Origin of the sequence: Gloeobacter violaceus PCC 7421, assembly GCF_000011385.1 — a bacterium.
GTDB classification, from domain to species: domain Bacteria; phylum Cyanobacteriota; class Cyanobacteriia; order Gloeobacterales; family Gloeobacteraceae; genus Gloeobacter; species Gloeobacter violaceus.
The window spans coordinates 459,646-480,711 of the sequence record NC_005125.1 but is presented as its reverse complement, the minus strand read 5'-3'; the positions used below and the strand labels follow the sequence as shown (position 1 = coordinate 480,711).

The 21,066-nt window shown below is 62.0% G+C and carries 23 protein-coding genes; 9 read left to right on the top strand and 14 right to left on the bottom strand.

What is annotated here, in order from left to right:
• Positions 1 to 815: 815 nt before the first annotated feature.
• Complete coding sequence (locus GLL_RS02355) at positions 816 to 1,208, top strand: hypothetical protein (RefSeq protein ID WP_011140455.1); 393 nt, start codon at positions 816 to 818, stop codon at positions 1,206 to 1,208.
• Between the two features lie 12 nt (positions 1,209 to 1,220).
• Here GLL_RS02355 and GLL_RS02350 read toward each other — a convergent pair whose 3' ends face one another.
• Complete coding sequence (locus GLL_RS02350) at positions 1,221 to 2,048, bottom strand: hypothetical protein (protein ID WP_011140454.1); 828 nt, start codon at positions 2,046 to 2,048, stop codon at positions 1,221 to 1,223.
• Between the two features lie 166 nt (positions 2,049 to 2,214).
• Between GLL_RS02350 and GLL_RS02345 the strand changes: the two genes are divergently transcribed.
• Both GLL_RS02345 and GLL_RS02340 read left to right on the top strand, forming a co-directional pair.
• On the top strand, positions 2,215 to 2,694 hold the full coding sequence (locus tag GLL_RS02345; protein WP_011140453.1) for a hypothetical protein: 480 nt from the start codon (positions 2,215 to 2,217) through the stop codon (positions 2,692 to 2,694).
• A 15-nt stretch (positions 2,695 to 2,709) separates the two neighbouring features.
• Complete coding sequence (locus tag GLL_RS02340) at positions 2,710 to 3,558, top strand: tyrosine-type recombinase/integrase (RefSeq protein ID WP_011140452.1); 849 nt, start codon at positions 2,710 to 2,712, stop codon at positions 3,556 to 3,558.
• Positions 3,559 to 3,630: 72 nt separating this feature from the next.
• On the opposite strand, the gene pstB is transcribed toward GLL_RS02340, so the two are convergent.
• The 4 genes from pstB to pstS are packed head-to-tail and all read right to left on the bottom strand — an operon-like array spanning position 3,631 to position 7,405.
• Entirely contained in the window at positions 3,631 to 4,437 is an 807-nt protein-coding gene (pstB, locus tag GLL_RS02335; protein ID WP_011140451.1) for a phosphate ABC transporter ATP-binding protein PstB, read from the bottom strand.
• Between the two features lie 17 nt (positions 4,438 to 4,454).
• Entirely contained in the window at positions 4,455 to 5,342 is an 888-nt protein-coding gene (pstA, locus tag GLL_RS02330) for a phosphate ABC transporter permease PstA (RefSeq protein ID WP_011140450.1), read from the bottom strand.
• A gap of 6 nt (positions 5,343 to 5,348) precedes the next feature.
• Positions 5,349 to 6,326 (bottom strand): phosphate ABC transporter permease subunit PstC, encoded by a 978-nt coding sequence (gene pstC / locus GLL_RS02325; RefSeq protein ID WP_011140449.1) that lies wholly within the window; start codon positions 6,324 to 6,326, stop codon positions 5,349 to 5,351.
• A gap of 35 nt (positions 6,327 to 6,361) precedes the next feature.
• Positions 6,362 to 7,405 (bottom strand): phosphate ABC transporter substrate-binding protein PstS, encoded by a 1,044-nt coding sequence (pstS, locus tag GLL_RS02320; RefSeq protein WP_011140448.1) that lies wholly within the window; start codon positions 7,403 to 7,405, stop codon positions 6,362 to 6,364.
• Positions 7,406 to 7,667: 262 nt separating this feature from the next.
• Between pstS and surE the strand changes: the two genes are divergently transcribed.
• Positions 7,668 to 8,459: a 5'/3'-nucleotidase SurE gene (gene surE / locus GLL_RS02315; protein WP_011140447.1), complete on the top strand. Its 792-nt coding sequence runs from the start codon at positions 7,668 to 7,670 to the stop codon at positions 8,457 to 8,459.
• Here the strand turns inward: surE and glmU are convergent.
• On the bottom strand, positions 8,456 to 9,826 hold the full coding sequence (gene glmU / locus GLL_RS02310) for a bifunctional UDP-N-acetylglucosamine diphosphorylase/glucosamine-1-phosphate N-acetyltransferase GlmU (protein WP_011140446.1): 1,371 nt from the start codon (positions 9,824 to 9,826) through the stop codon (positions 8,456 to 8,458). The genes surE and glmU overlap by 4 nt on opposite strands.
• A gap of 95 nt (positions 9,827 to 9,921) precedes the next feature.
• Between glmU and purS the strand changes: the two genes are divergently transcribed.
• The gene (gene purS / locus GLL_RS02305; RefSeq protein ID WP_011140445.1) at positions 9,922 to 10,188 is read left to right on the top strand and encodes a phosphoribosylformylglycinamidine synthase subunit PurS; all 267 of its coding nucleotides are present in this window, start codon (positions 9,922 to 9,924) and stop codon (positions 10,186 to 10,188) included.
• Here purS and GLL_RS02300 read toward each other — a convergent pair whose 3' ends face one another.
• From GLL_RS02300 to GLL_RS02270, 7 genes are read right to left on the bottom strand one after another with little or no spacing between them, the layout of a single operon-like run.
• The gene (locus tag GLL_RS02300) at positions 10,189 to 10,599 is read right to left on the bottom strand and encodes a hypothetical protein (RefSeq protein ID WP_164928522.1); all 411 of its coding nucleotides are present in this window, start codon (positions 10,597 to 10,599) and stop codon (positions 10,189 to 10,191) included.
• Positions 10,578 to 10,955, bottom strand: coding sequence for a phage holin family protein (locus GLL_RS02295; RefSeq protein ID WP_011140443.1), 378 nt, complete (start codon positions 10,953 to 10,955; stop codon positions 10,578 to 10,580). The genes GLL_RS02300 and GLL_RS02295 overlap by 22 nt, the downstream gene beginning before the upstream one ends.
• A 13-nt stretch (positions 10,956 to 10,968) precedes the next feature.
• On the bottom strand, positions 10,969 to 11,331 hold the full coding sequence (locus GLL_RS02290; RefSeq protein ID WP_164928521.1) for a hypothetical protein: 363 nt from the start codon (positions 11,329 to 11,331) through the stop codon (positions 10,969 to 10,971).
• 60 nt (positions 11,332 to 11,391) lie between these two features.
• On the bottom strand, positions 11,392 to 12,042 hold the full coding sequence (locus GLL_RS02285; RefSeq protein WP_164928520.1) for a chromophore lyase CpcT/CpeT: 651 nt from the start codon (positions 12,040 to 12,042) through the stop codon (positions 11,392 to 11,394).
• A 40-nt stretch (positions 12,043 to 12,082) separates the two neighbouring features.
• Complete coding sequence (locus GLL_RS02280; protein WP_011140440.1) at positions 12,083 to 13,672, bottom strand: ABC transporter permease; 1,590 nt, start codon at positions 13,670 to 13,672, stop codon at positions 12,083 to 12,085.
• Positions 13,669 to 14,538 (bottom strand): ABC transporter ATP-binding protein, encoded by an 870-nt coding sequence (locus GLL_RS02275; RefSeq protein ID WP_011140439.1) that lies wholly within the window; start codon positions 14,536 to 14,538, stop codon positions 13,669 to 13,671. Before GLL_RS02275 ends, GLL_RS02280 begins: the two co-directional genes overlap by 4 nt.
• A gap of 53 nt (positions 14,539 to 14,591) precedes the next feature.
• Positions 14,592 to 16,100 (bottom strand): long-chain-fatty-acid--CoA ligase, encoded by a 1,509-nt coding sequence (locus GLL_RS02270; RefSeq protein ID WP_011140438.1) that lies wholly within the window; start codon positions 16,098 to 16,100, stop codon positions 14,592 to 14,594.
• 145 nt (positions 16,101 to 16,245) lie between these two features.
• Between GLL_RS02270 and rpsF the strand changes: the two genes are divergently transcribed.
• A complete protein-coding gene (gene rpsF / locus GLL_RS02265) occupies positions 16,246 to 16,536 on the top strand; it encodes a 30S ribosomal protein S6 (RefSeq protein WP_011140437.1) in 291 nt (96 codons plus the stop codon).
• 5 nt (positions 16,537 to 16,541) lie between these two features.
• The gene (locus tag GLL_RS02260) at positions 16,542 to 16,994 is read left to right on the top strand and encodes a single-stranded DNA-binding protein (RefSeq protein WP_011140436.1); all 453 of its coding nucleotides are present in this window, start codon (positions 16,542 to 16,544) and stop codon (positions 16,992 to 16,994) included.
• Here the strand turns inward: GLL_RS02260 and GLL_RS23380 are convergent.
• On the bottom strand, positions 16,991 to 18,127 hold the full coding sequence (locus GLL_RS23380) for an FHA domain-containing protein (protein ID WP_011140435.1): 1,137 nt from the start codon (positions 18,125 to 18,127) through the stop codon (positions 16,991 to 16,993). The genes GLL_RS02260 and GLL_RS23380 overlap by 4 nt on opposite strands.
• 143 nt (positions 18,128 to 18,270) lie before the next feature.
• Between GLL_RS23380 and GLL_RS02250 the strand changes: the two genes are divergently transcribed.
• The gene (locus tag GLL_RS02250; RefSeq protein ID WP_011140434.1) at positions 18,271 to 20,361 is read left to right on the top strand and encodes a substrate-binding domain-containing protein; all 2,091 of its coding nucleotides are present in this window, start codon (positions 18,271 to 18,273) and stop codon (positions 20,359 to 20,361) included.
• Positions 20,362 to 20,372: 11 nt separating this feature from the next.
• The gene (locus tag GLL_RS02245) at positions 20,373 to 21,008 is read left to right on the top strand and encodes an FHA domain-containing protein (RefSeq protein ID WP_011140433.1); all 636 of its coding nucleotides are present in this window, start codon (positions 20,373 to 20,375) and stop codon (positions 21,006 to 21,008) included.
• Positions 21,009 to 21,066: the final 58 nt, after the last annotated feature.

Genomic DNA, 21,066 nt, shown 5'->3' with positions numbered 1-21,066 from the left:
ACCCTGCATCACTCTTCGTTTGACGATTTGCAAGTGTTTACAAAGTAGCTACGTGTTTTCGCGTAGTCAGTATCACGGAGCACAGAACTATCGAAAAACGTAGGGTGGTTGACTATAAGCCCTGGGGATCGGCAGAAGCTCACTGTTTTTCAAAGAGCGTGAAGCAGATGACGCATTTTTGTCGCTCCTGCCCCCTGCAATGCCCAGACTTTATTACCTGAAAGTTGCTTTTCGGTTGTAAAAGCGACTCCGGGTTCCTTGATTCTTTGCTAAGACAGACTAGCAAATCCAGTTAGTAGTTAAGTGCTAATTTTTATAACGGGCTTGCGTGACATACCTAACGTTTGATAAGGTTCTGGCTGTTAACACTCTGTTTCTCTCACGGGATTGTATCGAGGGGTTATGACTTGTTCACCCTGGTTACCCACTTGAAGAGGCGTAGGATCGCTGGACCAGTCCGGAAGAAGGCGGCTTCTAAGACACCTTCCACAGCTGAGTTGCAGGCTTTTTTGGTTCTTAGTGTGGGTGACCTCTGAGCTTCGACCGCCGTAGGTATGTTAGGTTTTCTCTATGTCGTGTTTAAAGTTCTGTGGGCTCTGCTGATTTGGCGAGGCAAGTGATTGGTCGCTTCGGAGTGTGTTCTTTTGATAGTCGCTCAGCCAGCGGAAGGTCCCCAGGTGAGCCCTGCCCGTGCGCGGGAGACATTTTTACAAACATAGCAAGCCACGCGCTTCGAAGCCGGTCATCCTCAGCGGAGGCGGCGGGCATGCATTTTTCTTTCGAGCACTTCTAGGGCCTCAGGCCGGGAAAGAGTCATGCCGGGCAAGCGCAGCAAGCGAAGTAAGGTCGATCGATTCCACTGCCCCCATTGCGAGGCCCGTCTGTGGCGCCTCGGCAGCCAGAAGTACCACCTGTTCTATACCCACCTTTCGGAAATGACTGCGGAGGGCGGGATTCCGCGCAAGCAGGCTGCTTTGCTCATCAGCCAGAAAAGCGAGTACGTAGATAACTGCGCGTGGTTGGAGGAGTTTTTTTGCGGCGAGCACGGCAAGATGTGGATGCTGGTGCGTCAGAGCAGCGAAGGCGTACTCACCGCAATAGTGCCTTCCGAACACGACTGGAAGCGCACCACCGGTACGCTTTTTCCCAACCGGCCCAATCCCTCCGTCAGTGAGTTTACCTACCGAATGAGCCGAGGAGCCGGCTAGCGGCAGGCATCGCTAGTTGACCGAGCGCACCTGCGACTCGTAGAGAGCATGGGCCTCGTAGAACCATTCAAACAAGGTGTTCAGCGTCCGCTGGTTAAGCCCTGCGACTTCAAGGTCATCCGCCTCAAGCAAAGCCTGGGTAACGTGCAGGCAAAGGTGAGCGGCATCGCGCAGGTGGGTAAAGTTGACGCGACCGCGCACCTGGGCCGCGCGCGAATTTTCCAGTTGCAGATCGAGCCAGCTTCCCGGTGGCGCGAGCAGGCGAATTTTGCGGGCCGGGTCACTCAGAAACTGCAGCCCTTGCCACCGGGCGCGCTCGTCGAGGTTGTCGGCACTCTTAAGCGGTACGGGCCCCCCCTGACGGTTGAGCATCGAGCGCAGGGTCTGGCGGATGGAGACCAGCTCGCCATGCTCTGGAAAAGCGACCAGCTGCTCCTCGACAATGTCGACCAAACGGCGCAGATAGGGTTGAGACTCTGCGACGTAAGTTTCAAAGCCGTGGGGTTTTTCGATGAGATAGAGCATCGTGACCCCCACCCGATAAAGCTGGTCCAGTACGAACCGCGACGCCACCGTGTCGCGGTAAACCTCCAGAGCGGTATGGGAGTAATAATGGCGGACCATACGGGCAAAGAGGGCCGCCACGGTCACACTCAGGGTGTCGGGCTCTTTGTCGCGTTGCACGGCGGCTTCGACCCGCTCGAGCTGCCTGTGCAGAATCCGGGCGGATTTTAGGAATGCCTTTGCCAAACCTGCCTCCGTCCGCTCCAACTTGCGCAGTTCGGGCAAATTGAGCCTGTCGAAACCGGCTCGAAGGTTCTGGGTATACTCTTGAGACACAGATAAAGTGAAATTGTAGGGTGGCAGCCCTTATATAGTAGCGGTCCGGGACGCTTCGCCATAGTCCGCAGCAAAATGACACATACTGTTAACCTCAAGATCGCTCCGCAGGCACAGCAAACGGTCCTATCCTGTACGTAAGCAATGGTCAAAAAGCGAGGTAACCGTGAGCTACACCCAGCAACTGGCACACTTGAGCGCCATGGACTATGTGGTTGTGGGAGTGGCTCTGTGCTACCAAAAGAATGCGGAGGGCAAAACCGATCCCGTGCGGGTGGTGGAGCCTATCCCGGCGACCGCGCTCGAGGCGATGAGCCGCGGCAACCGTACCTCCTATCTCAAGATTTATGCCACCACTCTCGGTGCGGTCATTGTTGATCAGCGCCCGGTGCTGCCCACGGACATTCTGGGCGAAGATGCCCATGTCTGCCACGATTTTCTGGGCCGCACCCAGGCGGCTGCCCGCACCTACAAAGCCAAAAGCGACCTGCGCTTGGTGCCTGTGGGGGAGGTTTGCACTCCCGAGACCGGGCAATTCAGGCTCCATTATGATCCTGCCTTTCGCCGCATTCTGGGAGGAGAAAGGCTGATCAGCGACAGCGACAACGTCAAGCAGCACAGCCACACCCACAAAACGCTGGTTTGAGCAGATGGGGCGGGCGTGAGTTGCCTCGACGACTTTTGGGATTATCTGGAGCGCGAGCGTCGGCTGCAGCCTGCCACCTGCCGGGCCTACCGCTGCGATCTCAAGCAATGGTTCGGCTATCTCCAAACGGCCAATCCCCTCGCAGCGCGGCCGGAGCAGTTGCGAAGCTATCTTGTCCAGCTTGGCGAGCGGGGGATCGGCCACGGCACGTTGCGTCGCAAGCGCAGCAGCCTGCGGGTGTTCTATGGGTATTTGCACCGGCAGGGCGTCATCGCTGCCGATCCGGCGGCGGCTTTGCCCACAGAGACCTCGCGTGTGCCCGGGCCGCCGCCGTTGCGCCCGCAGCAATTGGAAGCCCTGCTGGGTGCGGTGGGCGATGACGCCTGCGGTGTATGCCATCGGGCCTTGATCCTGGCCCTGTATGCGGGTGGATTGCGTTCGGCGGAGGTGAGTGCAGCCAACCTGGAGAACCTGGACTGGGAGCGCGGGCTGTGGCGGCTGCCGCAGCGCGACGTCCTGCTGGATCCGCGCTTGTATGCCGCCCTCCTCGACTACCTTCGGTGTGGCAGGCCAGGTTTGGCGGCCGGCATTGCCGAGCGGGCTTTGTTTGTCTCTCGGCGCGGCCATCGGTTGAGCGTGCGTGCCCTGCAGGCATACCTGTCCCGCTACGGAGTCACTGCACAGCAGCTGCGCAACAGCTACGCCGCCCACCTGCTGGAGGGGGGAACCGATCCGGTAGACGTGCAGGCGCTGCTAGGCCTGCGCTCGACTCAGGCCGCTGCAGGCCGACAACCCACCGTCGCCCAAGGCCTTCGGCGCGTCTACGATCTGGCCCATCCGCGCAGCGGTCTGCACAAAAAATAACCGACTCAGAGGCCCGTTCTTGAAAACAAAAACGGGCCTCGGCCATAGATTGTGAACTCTAGGCGGTGTGAATCAACCGAAGCGGCCGGAAATGTAATCTTCGGTGCGCTTGTCCTTGGGAGAAAAGAAGATCTCCTTGGTGGGACCATTTTCGACCAGTTGGCCGATGCGGCTCTCGTCGGTGTTGAAAAAGAGGGTGTTCTGGGAGACGCGGCCCGCCTGCTGCATGTTGTGGGTCACGATGATGATCGTGAACTGATCGCGCAGCGTCTCGATGAGTTCTTCGATGCGCAGCGTAGCGATCGGGTCGAGGGCTGAGCACGGTTCGTCCATCAAGAGCACGTCGGGATTGACCGCTAGGGAGCGTGCGATGCACAGGCGCTGCTGCTGGCCGCCCGAAAGACCGAGGGCCGAAGTCTTGACTTTGTCTTTGACTTCGTTCCAGAGGGCGGCTCTGCGCAGGCTCGTCTCGACGATTTCGTCGTAGTTGCCCTTAAATCCAAACACCCGCGGCCCGTAGGTGATGTTGTCGTAGATGGTCATCGGAAACGGGTTGGGCCGCTGGAAGACCATGCCGACGCGGCGGCGCAGACGGGTGATGTTGACTTTGGGATCGTAAATGTTTTGACCGAACAGTTCGATTTGCCCGTCGATGCGTACCTTGGTCTCCGCCTCGGCGATGCGGTTGAGGGCCTTGATAAAGGTGGATTTGCCACAGCCGGAGGGGCCGATAATCGCCGTGACCGACTTGGCGGGAAGATCGACGCTGATATTATCGAGGGCCTTCTTGGTGCCGTAGAAAAAGGCCATGTTGCGCACTTTGTAGGCGATACCGGCCTTGGTGGGCACCTGATCGGCTTGAAGCTGCTCACTGCTCATTGCGGAAATATCCCAATTTAGAAACGACGACGGAAGACATAACGGGAGATGATGCTGATGGCCAGCACCAAGATCAGTAGCAGGAGGGAAGCTCCCCACGCCTTGCGTTGCAGATCTGCGTAGGGTGTGGTCGCGTAGTTAAAGATTAACACCGCCAGCGAAGCGGTCGGCTGGCCCACCTTGTCAATCCAGTACTGGCTGAACAGCGCGGTAAACAGCAGCGGCGCCGTCTCACCGGCGGCGCGGGAGACCGCGAGCATCACGCCGGTGATGATCCCCGGCAGGGCCGCCGGGACGATCACCCGGGCGATCGTGTTGAAGCGATCGGCTCCCAGTCCCAGCGAGCCCAGGCGCAATTCCCAGGGCACTAGTTTGAGCGCCTCTTCGGTCGTGCGCACGATGATGGGCAGCATCAAGATGGCGAGGGCGAAGCCTCCCGCGTAAGCCGAGAAGGTCTTGGTGGAGAGCACCACCACGCCGTAGGCGAATACACCGATCACGATCGAAGGCACACCGGCCAGAACGTTGACCCCGAAGCGGACAACTTCAATGATCCCCCGATCGTCGCGGGCATACTCAGAAAGAAAAATACCCGAAAGTACCCCAAACGGGACGCTGATCAGTGCAGCAATGCCCACCATCAGCAGCGTGCCCTGAATGGCGTTGCCGAAGCCGCCGCCGGGGGTGCCGGCCGGGGCGGGCAACTCGGTGAAGATGTCCGGGCTCAAGGAGGAGAAACCCTGGATGAGTACGTAGATCAGCACCGAAAAAAGCGGGATGATCGCAAAGAACGTGAAGACGACCGACAGGGTGGTCATGCTGGTCGTAAACAGCGCCCGCCCCGGTTCGAGCGGGCTTGTCAGATCGTCGGAAACCGGCTGTTCGGGCCTAAGGGAGGTTGTCATGGCGGTTTAGTTGCGCTCCAGCGAGACTCTGCGCACGATCAACTCAGCGACGACATTGACCAACAGCGTGATCACAAACAGCAGCAGAGCTGCGAAAAACAGCGCGCCGATGTGCACCGGGGTGTTGGCCTCGGCGAACTCGTTGGCAAGCAAAGCAGCAATCGTGTAGGCAGGGGCAAAGATCGACGTGTCGATTTGCGGCGTGTTGCCGATGACCATGGTGACGGCCATCGTCTCGCCCAGGGCGCGGCCAAGGCCCAGGATACAGGCGCCGACGACCCCCGAGGAGGCCGCAGGCAGGAGCACCCGGAAAATCGTCTCCCAGCGGGTGGCGCCGAGGGCCAGCGAGCCGTTGCGCAGACTGCGCGGGATCGCCCTGAGCACATCGCGGCTAATGGAGGCGATGGTGGGCAAAATCATAATGGCCAAAAGTATGCCCGCCGTGAGCAGGCCCGGCCCGTAGGGCACACCGAAGATCGATTTGCCGCCAATCTGGATCCAGCCCAGGGTTTGATTTAAAAACGTTTCGACCGCACGGACGATCGGGATCATCACGAAGATGCCCCACAGTCCGTAGACGACACTCGGGATGGCGGCGAGCAACTCGACCATAAAGGCGATGGGAGTGAGAACCCACTCCGGCAGAAAGTCCTCGGTCAAGAAAATCGCGATTCCAAGGCCCACCGGCACCGCCAGGAGCATGGCGATGGCGGAACTGGCGACTGTCCCAAAGACGAAAGTGAGCCCGCCAAACTCCTCGACGACCGGATCCCAGGTCGAGTTGACCAGAAAACCGAGGCCGAATTTGGAGATGGCGGGCAGTGCGTCGCGGGCGACCACGAACGCCATCCAGAAGAGGGTGCCGACGACAGCCAGGGCCGCCACCAGGAACACACCGCGGGCAATGGTGTCGGGTTGTAAAGAACCCCCGCCGGCGGTCAGGTTCTCGGGAGCTTCGAGCTGGTTCGATGGTTGCGTCTGCATAACCCTTCTTGGAATGGCAAATGGTCGGTGGATGTTTACTTGATCTGCTCGGCCGCCTTGATCACGTTTTTGGAGACGGCGGCAGGCAGCGGGGTGTACTTGAGGGGCTCGACGTACTGTTGCCCCTCGGTCAAGGCCCAGTTGACGAACTTCTTCAGTTCAGCGGCCTTGGCCTTGTCGTTGCCTTCTTTGTACACCAGCAGCCAGGTGAGGCCCACGATCGGATAGGAACCGGCCCCGTCCGGATCTTCGATGAAGACGCGGAAATTTTCGGGGTACTTGGTCCCGTCGAGGGCGGTCTCGGTCGCCTTGACCGTCGGCAGCACGAACTTGCCTTCGCGGTTTTCGACCGCGGCCACCGGCAGGTTGTTCTCGGTGGCGTAGGCGTACTCGACATAGCCAATCGCACCGGGAGTCTGCTGGACCTGGGCGGAGACGCCCTGGTTGCCCTTGGCGCCGATGCCGGTGGGCCAGTTCACCGAGGTGCCCTTGCCGACTTTCTCGGACCAATCCGAGGATTTGATCGCCGACAGGTGGTTGGTGAAGATAAAGGTCGTACCGGAGCTGTCGGAGCGGCGCACCACGGCGATGGGCAAATCCGGCAGCTTGACGTCGCGGTTGACCGAGGCGATGGCCGGGTCGTTCCACTTGGTGACCTTGCCCAGAAAAATATCGGTCAAAGCCACGCGGGTGATCCGCAAACCCGACTTCACACCGGGCACGTTAAAGGTGATAGCCACTGCACCGGCGGTCATGGGCAGCATCAGCATCTTCGAGGAGCCGCCGACCTTGGCGAGCTGCTCGTCGTTCATTGCCGCGTCGGAAGCGCCGAAATCAACCGTCTTGTTGGTGATCTGGTTGATGCCGCCGCCGCTGCCGATGCCCTGGTAGTTGATTTTGACATCGGGGTTCTTCTTGTTGTACTCGAAGAACCACTTTTCATAGAGTGGCTGCGGGAACGTTGCGCCGGCGCCGCTGAGGGTCAGGGCGTGGGCGACCTGCGTCAACAGGGGAGAAGCGAGTGAAGCCAGAGCCACTACCGAAACAAAAGCCCTGCGGGTCCACTTGTTGGTCTGCATAGGTTCTCAACCTTTTTTGTCTGGGGAACGTTGTTGTCCAGCACAGTAAACACTGAGCGCCCCCAGGGTAACGAAATTCGATTAAGGCAAGGTTAACAATAGTCAGGGAGCGCCCACACGCATGCGGTGACCGAATGGGTGGCATCACCTGCATTACAGGCGATGCGCAGGCAACGGGCGAGCGATGTGTCGCCGGCATGCTGACATTTACGGTGTTCTGGCAACGCGCGGTGGTCGGGGCGGGGGATGAAATAATAGAGCCATGCGCATTCTTGTCAGCAACGACGACGGCATCCTCGCCCAGGGTATCCGCACCCTGGCCAATACCCTCCATCGTGCCGGTCATACCGTGACGGTGGTCTGCCCGGATCGCGAGCGCTCGGCCACGGGCCACGCCCTCACGATGCACAAGCCCCTGCGCGCCGAAGCGGTCGAAAACCTCTTCGAGCCGGGACTGGCGGCCTGGGCAATCAACGGCACCCCCTCCGACTCGGTGAAGCTGGGTCTTGACGCGCTGCTGGGCGAACGGCCCGATCTGGTGGTCTCGGGGATCAACTGCGGAGCGAATTTGGGTTCGGATGTCCTGTACTCGGGCACGGTCTCGGCGGCCATGGAAGGGACGATCGAAGGCTTGCCGAGCATTGCCGTTTCGCTCGCAAGCCGCGTCCGCTGCGACTTTCAGCCGGCGGCCGATTTTTTGGTGCGCTTTGTGCGGGCTCTGGAGGTGCAGCCGCTGCCGGAGGCGTTCTTGCTCAACGTCAATGTGCCGGCCCTTCCGGAAAGTGAGATCCTCGGCGCGCGCGTCTGCCGTCTGGGAATGCGCCGCTACCGCGACCAGTTCGTCAAGCGCGTCGATCCGCGCGGGGTCAACTATTACTGGTTGGCCGGAGAAGTGATCGAATCGGAGGAAGCCCCCGACAGCGACGTGGTCGCCGTGGGCGAGGGGTGTATCGCGATCACCCCGCTCAAGTACGACCTCACCTACGAACCGGGGATCGGATTACTGGGCGCCCGGCAGTGGGAGAAAATCTTTGATCCCCTGGCGGGCGGCTAACCATCCTCGGTGCGCTCGTAGGGCGCTTTCCAGTCGGGCTTCACCACCTGGCGGCTGCGGGCAATCACCAATCCGCAGGGCACATCTTCGGTGACGGTGGAGCCGGCGGCGACGGTCACCCCGTCGCCCAGCTTGAGCGGGGCCACCAGGCAGGAGTTGGCGCCGGTACGCACCCCGTCGCCGATTTCGGTACGGTGCTTGTGTTTGCCGTCGTAGTTAACCACGATCGTGCCGGCGCCGAAGTTGACCCGCTCGCCGACACTTGCGTCGCCCACATAGCTCAGGTGCGCCGCGTTGGTGTGATCGCCGATGGTGGCGTTTTTGATTTCTACGTAGTTGCCGACCCGGCAGTGGGAGCCCACATCGGCACCGGGCCGCAGGTGTGAGTACGGACCGATGGTGGAGTGCGCTCCCACGCGCGAACGGCGCAAGACCGAGTACAGAATTTCGGTGCCCGCCCCCACGACCGTATCTTCCAGCAGGGTCCCGGGACCGATGCGGCAGCCTCCGGCGATGCGGGTGGCGCCGCGCAGGTGGGTCTCCGGCTCGATCACCACGTCCGGTTCGATTTCGACGGTCTCGTCGATGGTGACCCGCAACGGGTCGACGATGGTCACCCCCGAGAGCATCAACCCCACCAGCGTGCGCTCATTCAGGATGCGGCTCGCCTGGGACAGTTGCAGCCGGTCGTTGATTCCAAAGATCTCCTGGGGGTCTTCCACTGCGACGGCGCGCACGTGGGTGAGCATCGGCAGTGCGTCCGGCAGGTACAGCTCGCCCTGGTCGTTGTCGGCGCTCAATGCAGGCAATACCGTCATCAGCGCAGGCCACCGAAAGCAGTAGACTCCGCCGTTGATCAAGTCGTTGCGGCGCTGCTCCTCGGTACAATCGCGATCTTCGATCACCTGGCGCACCCGGCCATCGGCGTCGAGGAACACCCGGCCATAGCCGCCCGGATCGGCGATCCGGGCGGCGAGAATCGTGGCGTCGGCCGCGAAGCTGCGGTGTTTTTCGACCAGATGGGCGACCGTGCTGGGCCGCAACAGCGGCGCGTCGCCGTTGAGCACCAGGACTTCGCCCTCGAAGCCCTCCAGGTGCGGGATCACCTGCTGAACGGCGTGCCCGGTGCCCCGCTGTTCGGTTTGCTCCACAAACTGGACCCCCGGACGGGCGATGCGCCCGCGCACCAGCTCGGCCCCCTGACCCACGACAATAAAGCATTCGGCCAAGGCAAGTTCGCCCAACGCGGCGAGCACCCGTTCGAGGATGGTGCTGCCCGCCAGGGGATGCAGCACCTTGGGCAGGGTGGAGCGCATGCGGGTGCCTTTGCCCGCCGCCAGTACAATCGCCGCCAATCGCGCACTCATCGTCTCTCCGTCTCTCCTTACTGATGCTCAAACAGTATATCGGCGGGGGTGGAATTGCTAAAATTGGCCCTACAATCAGCCGAAGCAGCAGACGTATGCACTACAAAGCAACTATCCGGGTAACGCTGCGTCCCTCCGTTCTCGATCCGGCGGGTGTGGCGGTGCGCTCCGGCCTGCAACAACTGGGGTACGCCAGCGTCGCCAATGTGCGCATCGGCAAGTACATCGAACTCGAACTGGAGGCGGACAACGACGCCGAAGCGCGCCATCAGGTCGACCGCCTTTGTGATCAGATGCTCGCCAACCCAGTGATCGAAGTCTACAAATTCGAAGTAGTGGCCCTCGAAGCAGCCCGGCGCTAGCTATTCAGGCTTTTTGCCGTCGCCTAGAAACCGCTCGACGACGATGCGGGCTCCCTCGCGCAGGGCGAGGGTGGCCACTGTCGAGACTACCGAGGCGACGAGCGAACTTTTGCCCACCTCCCGGGCGATCACTTCGTCGCGGTTTGCTCTGCGCTTGCTCCCCCCGGGCAGGCCCAAGGCGACCAGGGCTCCGGCGGCGGCGGCCACGCCCACGGCGCCCAGGGGGTAGCGATTCACCCAGGTGCGCCAGTTGAGATCTGCTTTGACGCGCTGTTCGATGGCGCTGGCGGTCTGGGCGATGCGCTCGCGGGTGCGCTGCAGGTCCGCCTCGGCAAGCGGTGCGGTCTCGGGCGCCCCGGAGGGGGCCGGTTTGCCGTTGGCGGCCACGGTTACTTCCTGCGAATCAGCCATGTGATCGTCTCCTGCGCTTCTTCGATGGCCCGCCCCGGGCTGTTGCGCTTGAGGTTGCGCATTGACCCCGCCGCGATGAGGCTGCCGCTACTTAAAAACAGCAAAGCAACAACGATCGCCGCCGCCCAGGTCGGTAGCACCAGTTGCAATCCGACCAGCAGGGCCACCCCGGCAAAGGCCATGCCGAGCACCAACAGGAGCAGCCCGAGCACGACCCCGCCCGCGTGGAAGGCCAGCTTCTGGCCGTCGGCGGTGAACTCCTGCCGAGCCAGGCGAATGTGCTGGACTACCAATTGCTCGAACTGGCCCACCAGTTCGGTCAGCAGATCTTTGAGGCTCGGTTCGCTCTGGCGCATGGACCCGTCTCTCCTAGCGTTTGAGCAAGCGGGCCAGGACAAAGCCGACTCCAAAGGCGATCCCGAGGCTCGCCACCGGATAGCGCCGGACGGTCGAGCGGGTGCGCTCCAACAGATCGTCGACTTCGGCGCCTTCTAAGTAGCGCGCGCCCGTGCGCAGTTGCGAGGCGACTTTTTGGGAGTATTCGCTTGCCTTGGTGCCCTGGGAACCCAGGCGCTCGAACTGCTCGGCGGTCTCTTCGAGCTTGCGCGCCGCCTCGTGCAGCGCCCGATCGAGGCGCTCCTGGACACTGGCTTTCGATTCGGCGCCGGGGGGAGCGGCCTCCGGTGGTGGTGGGGTGCTCTCCGTGGGGCTCGGGTTTTCCTCGGGTGCCATCGTCATCTCCTCGCCTGGGCTCACTTTCAGTATAGAGATCCTGCCCGTACCGCCCGGCCCTCAGGGGGTCAACCGACGAAACCGGTACGGTTCTTCCTTGGCTCCCCACACCTGGTTGCCCTGGGCGTCAAAGCCCCGGTCCCGGGTGTCCATACCTTCTTTATATAAGGTGATCTCGTTGGTGATCCGCGCCGCCCCACGCACGTTGCTCTGACAACCACCCTCCGGGGTGGTGCCCATGTACTTGTCGCCCGCCTGTACCAGCCGCACAGTACAAGTCGGATCGCCGTCCAGAGCCATGGGTGCGATCAGCCGCTCGGCGGCGGGTTTGGCGCACAGTCCCGCCAGAGGTTTCGCCTCGACGAATTTGAATCCTGCCGATTCGACCGCGCGGCCGTCGGCGCTCGCGGCGATGCGCAACAGGCGCTGCCGGTAAGGCGCACCCAGATTGTTCGACATCGTCTGTTCCTGGTAAAGATAGATAGCTTTTGACTTGTCGCCTTCAAGCTGCACAGAGCAGGTGGTCATCCGCACATCGGGCCGGGCGGCATCGCTTTGTGCTTGCTGGGTGGTCGTCATGATCCCCGTCAGGCGCGTGACCACCTCTTCCACCTGCCGCTCGGTAGCTGGAAGCGCATTTTGCTCAGCCGGGGAGGGTACTGCCGCAAGCAAACCGGTGCTGAGCAGCAAACAGCAAATGACCATGCGCATGGGCTGATTCAAGCTCTCGGATTGGCCTGAGGATAACACTTCAATACATTCGGCGCAGATCCCAACGGTGCTTGAGGTGGCAAACGGCCACCAGCACAGCCGCGGCGGCGGCGTAGCCTCCCTGGACAGCCGGTGTGGCCTTGCCGTACCACCCGGCAAAGTCAAGCGTGGATGACTGGCCACCGCCGCTAACAACCAAGTAGAGGAACAGCATGAAAATCAACACAAAAGTCTTTGGACCGCCGGAAAGCATACCACCCGCCAGAGCCGCTGCCGCCACAAACAGCGAACCTGCCATCAGGGAAATGCCTTCACCCGGTTGTACCCACACCAGACGCAGCAGCGGGATCGCCGTGAAGCAGAGCGTCACCACCAACAGCGATCCGTATTTCCAGCCGGCAAAGTTGCTCCTGGCAGCAGGGACGGTCAGCAGCAAAGCGGTCAGACCCGCCTGCCTTTCGCGGGTAGGAATCCCAGCCAGCACGGGTACCAGTGCCACGAACATCAGGGGCAAGATCGTGGAATGCACAGTCTCGATCGGTAGGAAGCTATTGGCTACCGCAAGGCCGACAACCACGATCAAGATTAGGGGCGAGAGACTCAGCGTCAGGAGCGCATCGCACAAAACGAGCCGCAACCAGCCGGGTAGGCCGGCGATAGCGGCGATGGCATAAAGAGGCTCAAGAACACGGGCCAGAGGCTTGACCAGCCCGTTGAGCCAGGCGAGCGGGTTGATTGTGCTGCTACGCTCGGACAACTTGATACGAGTCGGGTCGAAGCGCGCGAAGGCAGTGAGGGCAAGACCGAGAAGAGGTAGGGCCAGGAGGATTGTGGCCAGGCGGGTGAGGATGGCACCCTGGCTCCAACCCACAGTGGTCATCTCCAAAGTAGGCTTACCCCGATCGAAGGGAACTGCCCCTAAACTCACTTCTTTACCCTGGGTTTGCCGAGTAATCTCATCGATGGCATAGCTCAGGCCGGTGGTATCTATGAGTTGCCACCCATCAAGAGCCCGACCCGAAGCAAGCAACGCAGCAGGAACACTCAACAAAACAGCCCAGACAAAAAAATAAATGACATCCCCCAGGCGACCTGATATCCAAGGAAATGTCTCGAAGACAAGGGCTATTGCCGATACAAAGGCGACTGTCGGCAGCAAGATCCAGAGGTAAATCGATAAATATACCAAGGGCTCAAGCGGGGATTCCGCTCGCAGCAGGTGCATGACCATGACGCCCAGCATCAAGCCCACACCGATAGAGCCCAATAGAACGGCGTTGCCGAGGAATTTGCCCGCCAGATATTCGATGTTGCGCACGGGGGTGGCGGCGACAACGAAGCCGGTGCGCGCGGTGATCTCGCGCTGGAGGGAGTGGCTGACTAGATAAAAGCCCGTCAAAGTGAGCAGCACCGAACCCAGAACCGATGTGACCAGGGCAATGACGGTCGAATTGTACAAAACCCGTTGGCCGTTCACCGCCATCAAGGTTGTGCCGCTGCTGGGATCGGGTACGAGACTGTAGGCCGTCAGGCACAGCAGCAAAAAGAGCACGGCTGTGGAAAGGCGGCGAAAGCGAAGCCGAAAATCGGTAACCACGATTGCTTGGATGCGTTGAAAAGCGATGTTCATCCGAAGGCCGTAGGTGCAAAATTCATCAGATACAAAAACGCGTCCTCCAGATTCGCTTCGACAGGGACAGCGTTTTGCAGGGGACAATCTTGAGCGACTATGCGCGCGTGAATACCATCGGGTTTGCGCACAGCAGCGGAAAGCTTGAGGGAGGAGCGGATCCCATCGAACTGGGCCGAGGACAGTACAGCTTCCCAGACCCTGCCACCAGTGGTGGCGAGCAAAGCTTCCGGTGGAGCGCAGGCGAGCAGTCGTCCCTTTTTGATGACGGCAATCATTGTGGCGATCGATTCGATATCCGAGACAATGTGGGTCGAGAGAATCACCAGTTTGCCGGAACCGATATCCCCCAACAGATTGCGGAAGCGGACGCGCTCCTCCGGATCAAGCCCGGCCGTCGGTTCATCGACGATGAGCAGGTCTGGATTGTTGATCAGTGCCTGGGCAATCCCAAGGCGCTGCTTCATGCCACCTGAGAAGGTGCCGGCCGACCGGTGGGCTACGGTGTGTAAATTGACCAGTTCCAGCATCTCAAGGACGCGCGCCCGGCTGGAGACGCCTTTGAGGGCTGCAAAGTAATTTAAAAATTCGAACGCCGTCAGGTTGTCGTATACGCCGAAGTCCTGGGGCAAATAGCCGAGGCGTCGGCGCAAATAATCGGGTTGGCGAAGGATATCCACATCTTGAAAACGGATTTGGCCCGCTGTGGGGGTGGTGATCGTCGCCAGCATCTGCATCAACGTCGTCTTGCCCGCACCGTTGGCGCCAAGTAGGCCAAGAACACCCCCATCAAGCGACAACGACACTCCCGAGATGCCTACGGCACCGGATGGAAAGACCTTGCTGAGCTTGTGGATATCAAGCATCGTTGAGGGCGCGCGGGAGCCCGAGGCGAAGGTGCATGCATTTGTGAGAGTAACTACTGCGCAGAATACCCTTTAAATCCTTCCTTGAGGACGCGCTTAAGGATTTTGCCGGTAGTGGAGCGCGGCAACTCTGCCATCACGGTGACCCGGCGCGGACATTTATAGTCGGCGAGCTTCTCACGGCAGTAGCGGATGATTTCCTGGGCTTCGGGCGGCTCCTGCTCAGAAATGGGTTCTACAAAGGCGTGCACCACCTCGCCGCGCAACTCGTCGAATTCGCCCACCACCGCGGCCATCCGCACCCGCGGGTGCGACTGGAGCACCTCTTCGACCTCGCGGGCATAGACATTCAGCCCGGCCACGATGATCAGATCTTTGAGGCGATCGACGATGTAGAAGTAGCCGTCGCCGTCGCGGTAGCCCAGATCCCCGGTGCGCAGCCAGTCGTCTACAAAGACTTGGGCAGTCTCCTCGGGCAAGTTGAGGTAGCCCTTGAACGTGTTCGGCCCGCGCACCAGGATCTCGCCCACCTCGCCGTCGCTCAAAAATTCGCCGCTCTGGGGATCGCGGATGGTCATCTGCTGCCCCGGCAGCGGAATGCCGATCGATCCGGCTTTGCGCACCCCGCGCAGGGGATTGACGGCGGTGACCGGGGAGCATTCGGTCGGCCCGTCTCCTTCGAGGATCACGGTCTGAAATTTCGCTTCAAACGCTTCGAGGACGGGCAGGGGCAGCGGCGCCCCGCCGCTGATGCAAAAGCGCAGGTTGGTGAGTGCCGTGCCCTCGGTGGTAAGCAGGGCCGCGAACAGCGCGGGCACGCCGATAAAGGCCGTGCACTCGAATTGTTTGAGGTGCGCCAGAGCCTGGGCGGGTACAAAGCGCGGCTCCAGATACACACTCGCGCCGTTGCGGGTGCAGACCAATAGACCGATGGTCATCCCGTAGGCGTGAAACAGCGGCAGAACCATAAAAAGCCGGTCGGAGGGGCCAATTTCAAGCGCCGCAGCGCAGGCCTCCGAGTCGTAACCAAGGTTGCGGCTGGTGAGCATCGCCCCTTTGGGTCGGCCGGTAGTACCGCTGGTATACAGAACGGCCACCACATCCTCGGGGGCTACCGCAGCCGGCTCCAGCAGCGGCGGCGCGGCAAACAGATGCTCAAACGGCGTGCCCAACTCGCCGCCTCCGACCGTGACCACCTGGATATTCAGTTCCGCGATCAATTCGGCGATGGGCGGCAACAACTGACCCAGGGAGACGAGCACCCGCGCGCCGCTGTCGGTGAGCAGATGGCGGACCTCCTGGGGTTTGAGCAGGGGATTGACGGTCACCAGTTGCGCGCCGAGTCTCCAGATGGCGTAGGCTGCGATTGGAAAAGGCAGCACGTTGGGCAGCATCACCGCCACACGATCGCCGCACACCACCCCCAACTGAGCCAGACCGCCCGCCACGGCGGCACTTGCGCGCGCCAACTCCCCAAAGGTGAGCGACTTTTCGGGGCCGATAAAAGCGGGTGCATCGGGGTGAAGCTGGACCTGGCGATCGAGAATGCGCGATAAATTCATGGAGGTCGGACGAAAAACTCTCACCCACGGTATCAGCTTTTGCAAACAGAAAGCCTTCTCCCCGCGGAGGGTGCTTTTTGTTACTGTGGTGAAAGTGTTCCTTGCTCCCTTCGGGGGGCCAGAATCGACCGTAAGGAGCGATCCCGTGTCCACCAAGTACGAGACCATGTACATTCTTCGTCCCGACCTCACGGACGAGATCATCGATCAAACGATCACCCGCTACCAGACGCTGCTTGCCGAGCAGGGCGCCGCCCCCGTCGAGACGCAGCACCGGGGCAAGCGCCGCCTGGCCTACGAGCTGAAGAAATTCAAAGAAGGCATCTACGTCCAGATGAACTACGACGCCCCGACAACGGCGGTGGCCGAACTGGAGAAGGCCTTCCGGCTCAGCGAAGAGGTGATCCGGTTTTTAACTGTTCGCGAAGAGGATTAACCGCCATGAACGCCATTGCTTTGATGGGTACGCTTCAGTCCGAGCCGGAATTGCGCTTCACCCAGGACGGGCTTGCGCGCCTTTCGACCCTGCTCGGCTTCAGTGCCGGCCGCCCCGAGGAACCGGACTTTCAGATCCGGATGGTCGCCTTCGGCAACCTGGCCGAAGAAGTCGCCCGCACCCTCCATCACGGCGATGGTGTCCTGGTAGAAGGCCGCCTGCAGGCGGAGACCAGGGGTCGCCCCGACGGCACCAAAGAAAAAGTCACCGAATTGATTGCCCGCAAGGTCTACCCGGCCACCGTGGGCGAGAGCCTGGCCGGAGCGACCCCTGCTCCTGCCGCCGCCCCAGCCGCCTCCGCCAAAAACGGTGCTCCCGCCGCCCGCCCGGCGCCCCGTCCGGCGGCTCCCGCCCGGCCCACGGCTCCCGAGCCCGATCTCGACGATATTCCGTTCTAGCCGGCCGCTTTGCGACTTTGGTAGAAAAACCAGCCCAGCCCCAGCAGCAGCACCAGCGGCACCGGGATAAAAAAGGCCACCGACTGGCGCAGCAAGAACACCCAGATCACAGCCAGCAGGGCGAGCACGCCCAGGGCGAATAAAGTCACCAACAGCCAGGGGAACTGCGCGGGTTCTTGCAGCAGCGTCGGATTGCTGTCGATGACCGGTGCCGGTGTTTGCAGCATCGTCTGCTGTTCAGGCGGAATGTAGGAATTGGCGTTCGGGGCGGCAGGAGCCGGTCTGGCTGAGGGAGCGGACGGTGCGGCGAAGGATTGAAAGAATGTTTCCTCCGGGACAGGTGGAGCGGACGGTGCCTGGGGGTGGTAGACCGTTGCGTCGGGATCGACTGTTTGCTGGAAGAATGTCTCACCGCCCATTGGCGGCACCGGTGGAACGTAGGGCGCCTGGGCGCTCGGCGCCGGTACCACCGCCGGACGTGGAGGGGGCGGTACGGTGGGGGCGCTCGGGGATGGGGCCGGCGGCATCTGGAGCATCGTCTGCTGCTGGGAAGGCGGCGGTGGGGTGCTCACCGGCGGCAAGGGCAGGGGCGCTGTGCCATTGGGCGACGGTGCCGGCTGGGCCGTAATCTGAGGAAGCGGTGGGGCACTCGGCGGCTGGATCGCCGTCGCATCGGCGGGCATGGCCGCGGCAACGGGTGGCAGCGGCGCGGCGACCGGGCGCGGCGGCGGCAGCGGTGCCGGCGGCAAATCTATAAGCGTCTCGGGCGGGTCCGGCATCTGGGTGTGCATCCGTCCCGGCTCGACAATTTGGGTGAGAGCCCGGTAGCGTACCCGCAGACGCGGGCCGCTCGGTCCCCCGAGTTGCAATTCGTCGCCCGAGCGCAACTCCACCGAGTCGTTGTTGACGCGTTGGCCACGCACCAGGGTGCCGCCCCGGCTCGCATCGGTGAACACGACACGCCCGGCGCGGATGGCAATCAGGCCGTGGTTGCGGGAGACACCGATGTCGATGTCGGCAAAATCGATGTCCTTTTCTTTCTGTTCGCCCCGCCCGAGGCTGATCTCTTCTTGATCGAAGGCAAGCACTTTTCCCGCCAGGGAGCCCGTCAGGCATTCGATGGTGATATGCATGGCCAATTCTCAACGCGGCGCTGGTCGCTGCACACGCCCAGCTTACCTCCCTAGGGAAAATGGCTGTGTTAGATTCTTGGCTAGATCCGTGGCAGTACCGGCATTCTTCTACTACAGGTTCCAGCCCGGGCAGGAGTTGCGCAATGCAACTGTTTGAAACTTCCTACAAGGCTTACCGCTGTTCGCGCAACATGCCGCTCAATTGCGACGTGCTCGTACAGACCGCCCAGCAGATCCCCGGGGCCAAATTCTGCCAGGAATGCGGCTTTCCGACGTTGCTGGCCGAAAAATCCGAGATCCGCGGCACGCGTGGTACCTACCGGATCGTCAAGTTCGTGGGCACCCGCGGCATGGGCAGGCTCTACCAGGCGATCCAGGCGGGGGACAACCAGCCGTGCGTCGTCAAGGAGTACCTGCTTCCCAGCCGCTGCTTCAACAAAGCCGAGACCCGCCAGCGCAAGGACGCCTTCAAGCGGGTGGCGGGTCTATTGCCCGCCGACGGCAAAAACCAGGACTTTCGGCTGGTCAGCCCCTGGGAAGCGATCGCCGACGAGCAGGGCGAACGGTGTTATCTGGTGACCAAAGGCGCGCTCGAAGCGTCGCCCACCCTCGCGCGGCATCTGGCCGAAAGCGGCCCGATGAACGCGGCCCAGGTGCGCTCGGTGCTCAACCAGGTGCTCCAATCGCTGCAGTTTCTGCACAGCCAGAAATTTCGGTTGCCCTCAGGCCAGGTGCAGCCGGGTCTCGCCCACGGACATCTCACCCTCGACAGTTTGCTCATCAGCCGGGGCGGGGCGCAGTTTTTTGTCTACGTCTGCGATCTGGCCCTTTGGGAGCAGTTGTTTGACCCGCCTCCGGCGGTGGCCGACGAGCCGCTGCCCGAGCACGATCTGATCGCCCTCGGGTACGTGGCGTATTTTCTGCTGACCGGTCAACTGGTCAACCCGGCCACCGGCGGCTACTTCGACCCGCGCGACCCGCAGCAGTGGCCGGCCGTGGAGCCGCGTCTGCAGGAGTACCTGTACCGGCTGATGGGCCTCGATGTGCCCTTCGAGACGGCCGAGGCGGCGCGGGCGGCTTTGCTCAAATTGCCGGGAGAAGAGCAATTCGCAGCGGTGAGCGCCCCGGTCGAGTACGACAAAAAGGACAAAGCCAACCTGACCCTTTTTGCGCTGTTGGCGTTCGCATTGCTCGCGATGATCGCCGGATTGTTGTTTATTTTTTGGCCCCAACTGGAGCGCTGGTTCCCGAAGCCGCCCCAGATCGACACGCGCGTGGCGAGCTTTGCGGAAGTGAGCGGCGTGCCGGAGGGCACATTTAGTTACGCCGCCGAGCGCGACGGCACCTGGAGCTATCTATTGCAGGGCAAACCCGCCGACGACCAGCGGCTTGTCGACCTGCTCACCGAGCCGCGCGCCCGCGTCGAGATGCGCTTTGCGCCCGTCGTCTCCCCCAAGATCGACACCGAGAGCGAAGCGGTGCGGCTGGTGCAGCTTATCCGCACCGACTTTGCGATCACCAGCCTGACCGAAGATCTCAGCGATGAACTGGAGAGCAAGCCCATCGCCATCGATGGGCTGGTGGTCTACGTCGCCTTCAGCAAAAAACCGCGCAACCTGCCCAACGCCCTGGGGGGCAAGATCAGCCTCGAAAATCTCCAGAAGCTCTACACCGGCAAGGTCCGCAACTGGAAGGATCTGGGCGGGCCGGATCTGCCGGTGCGACTGTTTGCCCCCACCGAACCGGAGGCTGTGCGCATGTTCGAGCGGCTGGTACTGGGGAACGACCCCCAGCGCGTCGCCACCTTCCGCAGCCTGGCGACGGTGTTGCCCACCAAGGAGACCCAGCGGCTGGTGCTGCCCGAATTCGACAACAACCGCTCGGGGATCATCGCCTTCAGCACCCTGGTCAAAGCCTTCGACCAGTGCTCGGGCTATCCGCTGGCCCTCGATCAGGGCAAAGGCGAAATCCAGCCGCTGGTGCAGACCGACCCGCGCTTCGACGGCCGGCCCATCCACCCCAACGTCAACCTGTGCGCCAAGGCCTTTCGTCTCGACGCCGGGGCGTTCACCCAGCGGCGCTACCCGCTCGGTTTTCCCCTGGCCGTGGTCTATCCCCGCGACAACAGCCGGCCGACCTCCGGCCTCAAATTTGCCGAATTGCTGACGACCCGCCAGGGCCAGCAGTATCTTGAAAAACTGGGCGTCGTCCCACTGCCGCTGTCCAACAAGTAAACGGTACCGCCATGGCCGCTCCCAAGTGCCCCAATCCGCAGTGCGAATACTTCAACCGGACACTGCCCAACACCGCCCAGGTCTGCCCGATGTGCGGCACACCCCTCGGTAACGTCGTGCGCAGCGGCAGCGCCGCCCCGGTCGCCGCCGCTCCACCGCCGCCGCCTATCGTCTCGCCCTACCAGCAGCCGGCCCCGCCGCCGCACGTCTACGCGCCGGCCGCCCCGCCGCCCGCGTACCCACAGCCCGCTCCCGCCGCCTACCCACAGCCGCCGGTCGCCCCGGCCGCCGCGCCGCCTGCCTCCCAGGGGCGGCCGACGCTCAAACTGGTGCACGCGCTCATCGGCCGCGAATTCGCAGCGCCGGGCGACGAAAGTTATATCGGCCGGCGCGGCGGCACGGTCAAACCGGCTCCCGAAATTGATCTGACCGGCATCCCCAACGATCAGGTCATCTCGCGGCCCCACGCCTGTATCCTCTGGGACGCCGCCTACGCCACCTACACGATCACCGACAACAACAGCCGCAACGGCACCTTCGTCAACGGCCAACCGCTCACCCCGGGGGTTTCCTACCAGCTGGTGGACGGCGACACGCTGCAGTTGGGCCGCGAGAACCTGGTGCAGTTCAAGGTGGCCATCGCCTGAAATATATTCCCTAGTTTGGATTCGAGGGCTCCGACTTTTGGCCACTGGTAGGCCGGCA

What these genes read in the sequence shown, in the direction of transcription:
- GLL_RS02295 (WP_011140443.1), bottom strand. Translation starts at nt 10,955, where the DNA reads ATGCGCCAGAGCGAACCGAGCCTCAAAGATCTGCTGACCGAACTGGTG.
- pstS (WP_011140448.1), bottom strand. Translation starts at nt 7,405, where the DNA reads ATGCAGACCAACAAGTGGACCCGCAGGGCTTTTGTTTCGGTAGTGGCT.
- pstC (WP_011140449.1), bottom strand. Translation starts at nt 6,326, where the DNA reads ATGCAGACGCAACCATCGAACCAGCTCGAAGCTCCCGAGAACCTGACC.
- GLL_RS02260 (WP_011140436.1), top strand. Translation starts at nt 16,542, where the DNA reads ATGAACGCCATTGCTTTGATGGGTACGCTTCAGTCCGAGCCGGAATTG.
- pstB (WP_011140451.1), bottom strand. Translation starts at nt 4,437, where the DNA reads ATGAGCAGTGAGCAGCTTCAAGCCGATCAGGTGCCCACCAAGGCCGGT.
- GLL_RS23380 (WP_011140435.1), bottom strand. Translation starts at nt 18,127, where the DNA reads ATGCATATCACCATCGAATGCCTGACGGGCTCCCTGGCGGGAAAAGTG.
- GLL_RS02355 (WP_011140455.1), top strand. Translation starts at nt 816, where the DNA reads ATGCCGGGCAAGCGCAGCAAGCGAAGTAAGGTCGATCGATTCCACTGC.
- GLL_RS02250 (WP_011140434.1), top strand. Translation starts at nt 18,271, where the DNA reads ATGCAACTGTTTGAAACTTCCTACAAGGCTTACCGCTGTTCGCGCAAC.
- GLL_RS02270 (WP_011140438.1), bottom strand. Translation starts at nt 16,100, where the DNA reads ATGAATTTATCGCGCATTCTCGATCGCCAGGTCCAGCTTCACCCCGAT.
- GLL_RS02285 (WP_164928520.1), bottom strand. Translation starts at nt 12,042, where the DNA reads ATGCGCATGGTCATTTGCTGTTTGCTGCTCAGCACCGGTTTGCTTGCG.
- surE (WP_011140447.1), top strand. Translation starts at nt 7,668, where the DNA reads ATGCGCATTCTTGTCAGCAACGACGACGGCATCCTCGCCCAGGGTATC.
- pstA (WP_011140450.1), bottom strand. Translation starts at nt 5,342, where the DNA reads ATGACAACCTCCCTTAGGCCCGAACAGCCGGTTTCCGACGATCTGACA.
- GLL_RS02245 (WP_011140433.1), top strand. Translation starts at nt 20,373, where the DNA reads ATGGCCGCTCCCAAGTGCCCCAATCCGCAGTGCGAATACTTCAACCGG.
- GLL_RS02280 (WP_011140440.1), bottom strand. Translation starts at nt 13,672, where the DNA reads ATGAACATCGCTTTTCAACGCATCCAAGCAATCGTGGTTACCGATTTT.
- GLL_RS02275 (WP_011140439.1), bottom strand. Translation starts at nt 14,538, where the DNA reads ATGCTTGATATCCACAAGCTCAGCAAGGTCTTTCCATCCGGTGCCGTA.
- glmU (WP_011140446.1), bottom strand. Translation starts at nt 9,826, where the DNA reads ATGAGTGCGCGATTGGCGGCGATTGTACTGGCGGCGGGCAAAGGCACC.
- purS (WP_011140445.1), top strand. Translation starts at nt 9,922, where the DNA reads ATGCACTACAAAGCAACTATCCGGGTAACGCTGCGTCCCTCCGTTCTC.
- GLL_RS02290 (WP_164928521.1), bottom strand. Translation starts at nt 11,331, where the DNA reads ATGGCACCCGAGGAAAACCCGAGCCCCACGGAGAGCACCCCACCACCA.
- GLL_RS02300 (WP_164928522.1), bottom strand. Translation starts at nt 10,599, where the DNA reads ATGGCTGATTCGCAGGAAGTAACCGTGGCCGCCAACGGCAAACCGGCC.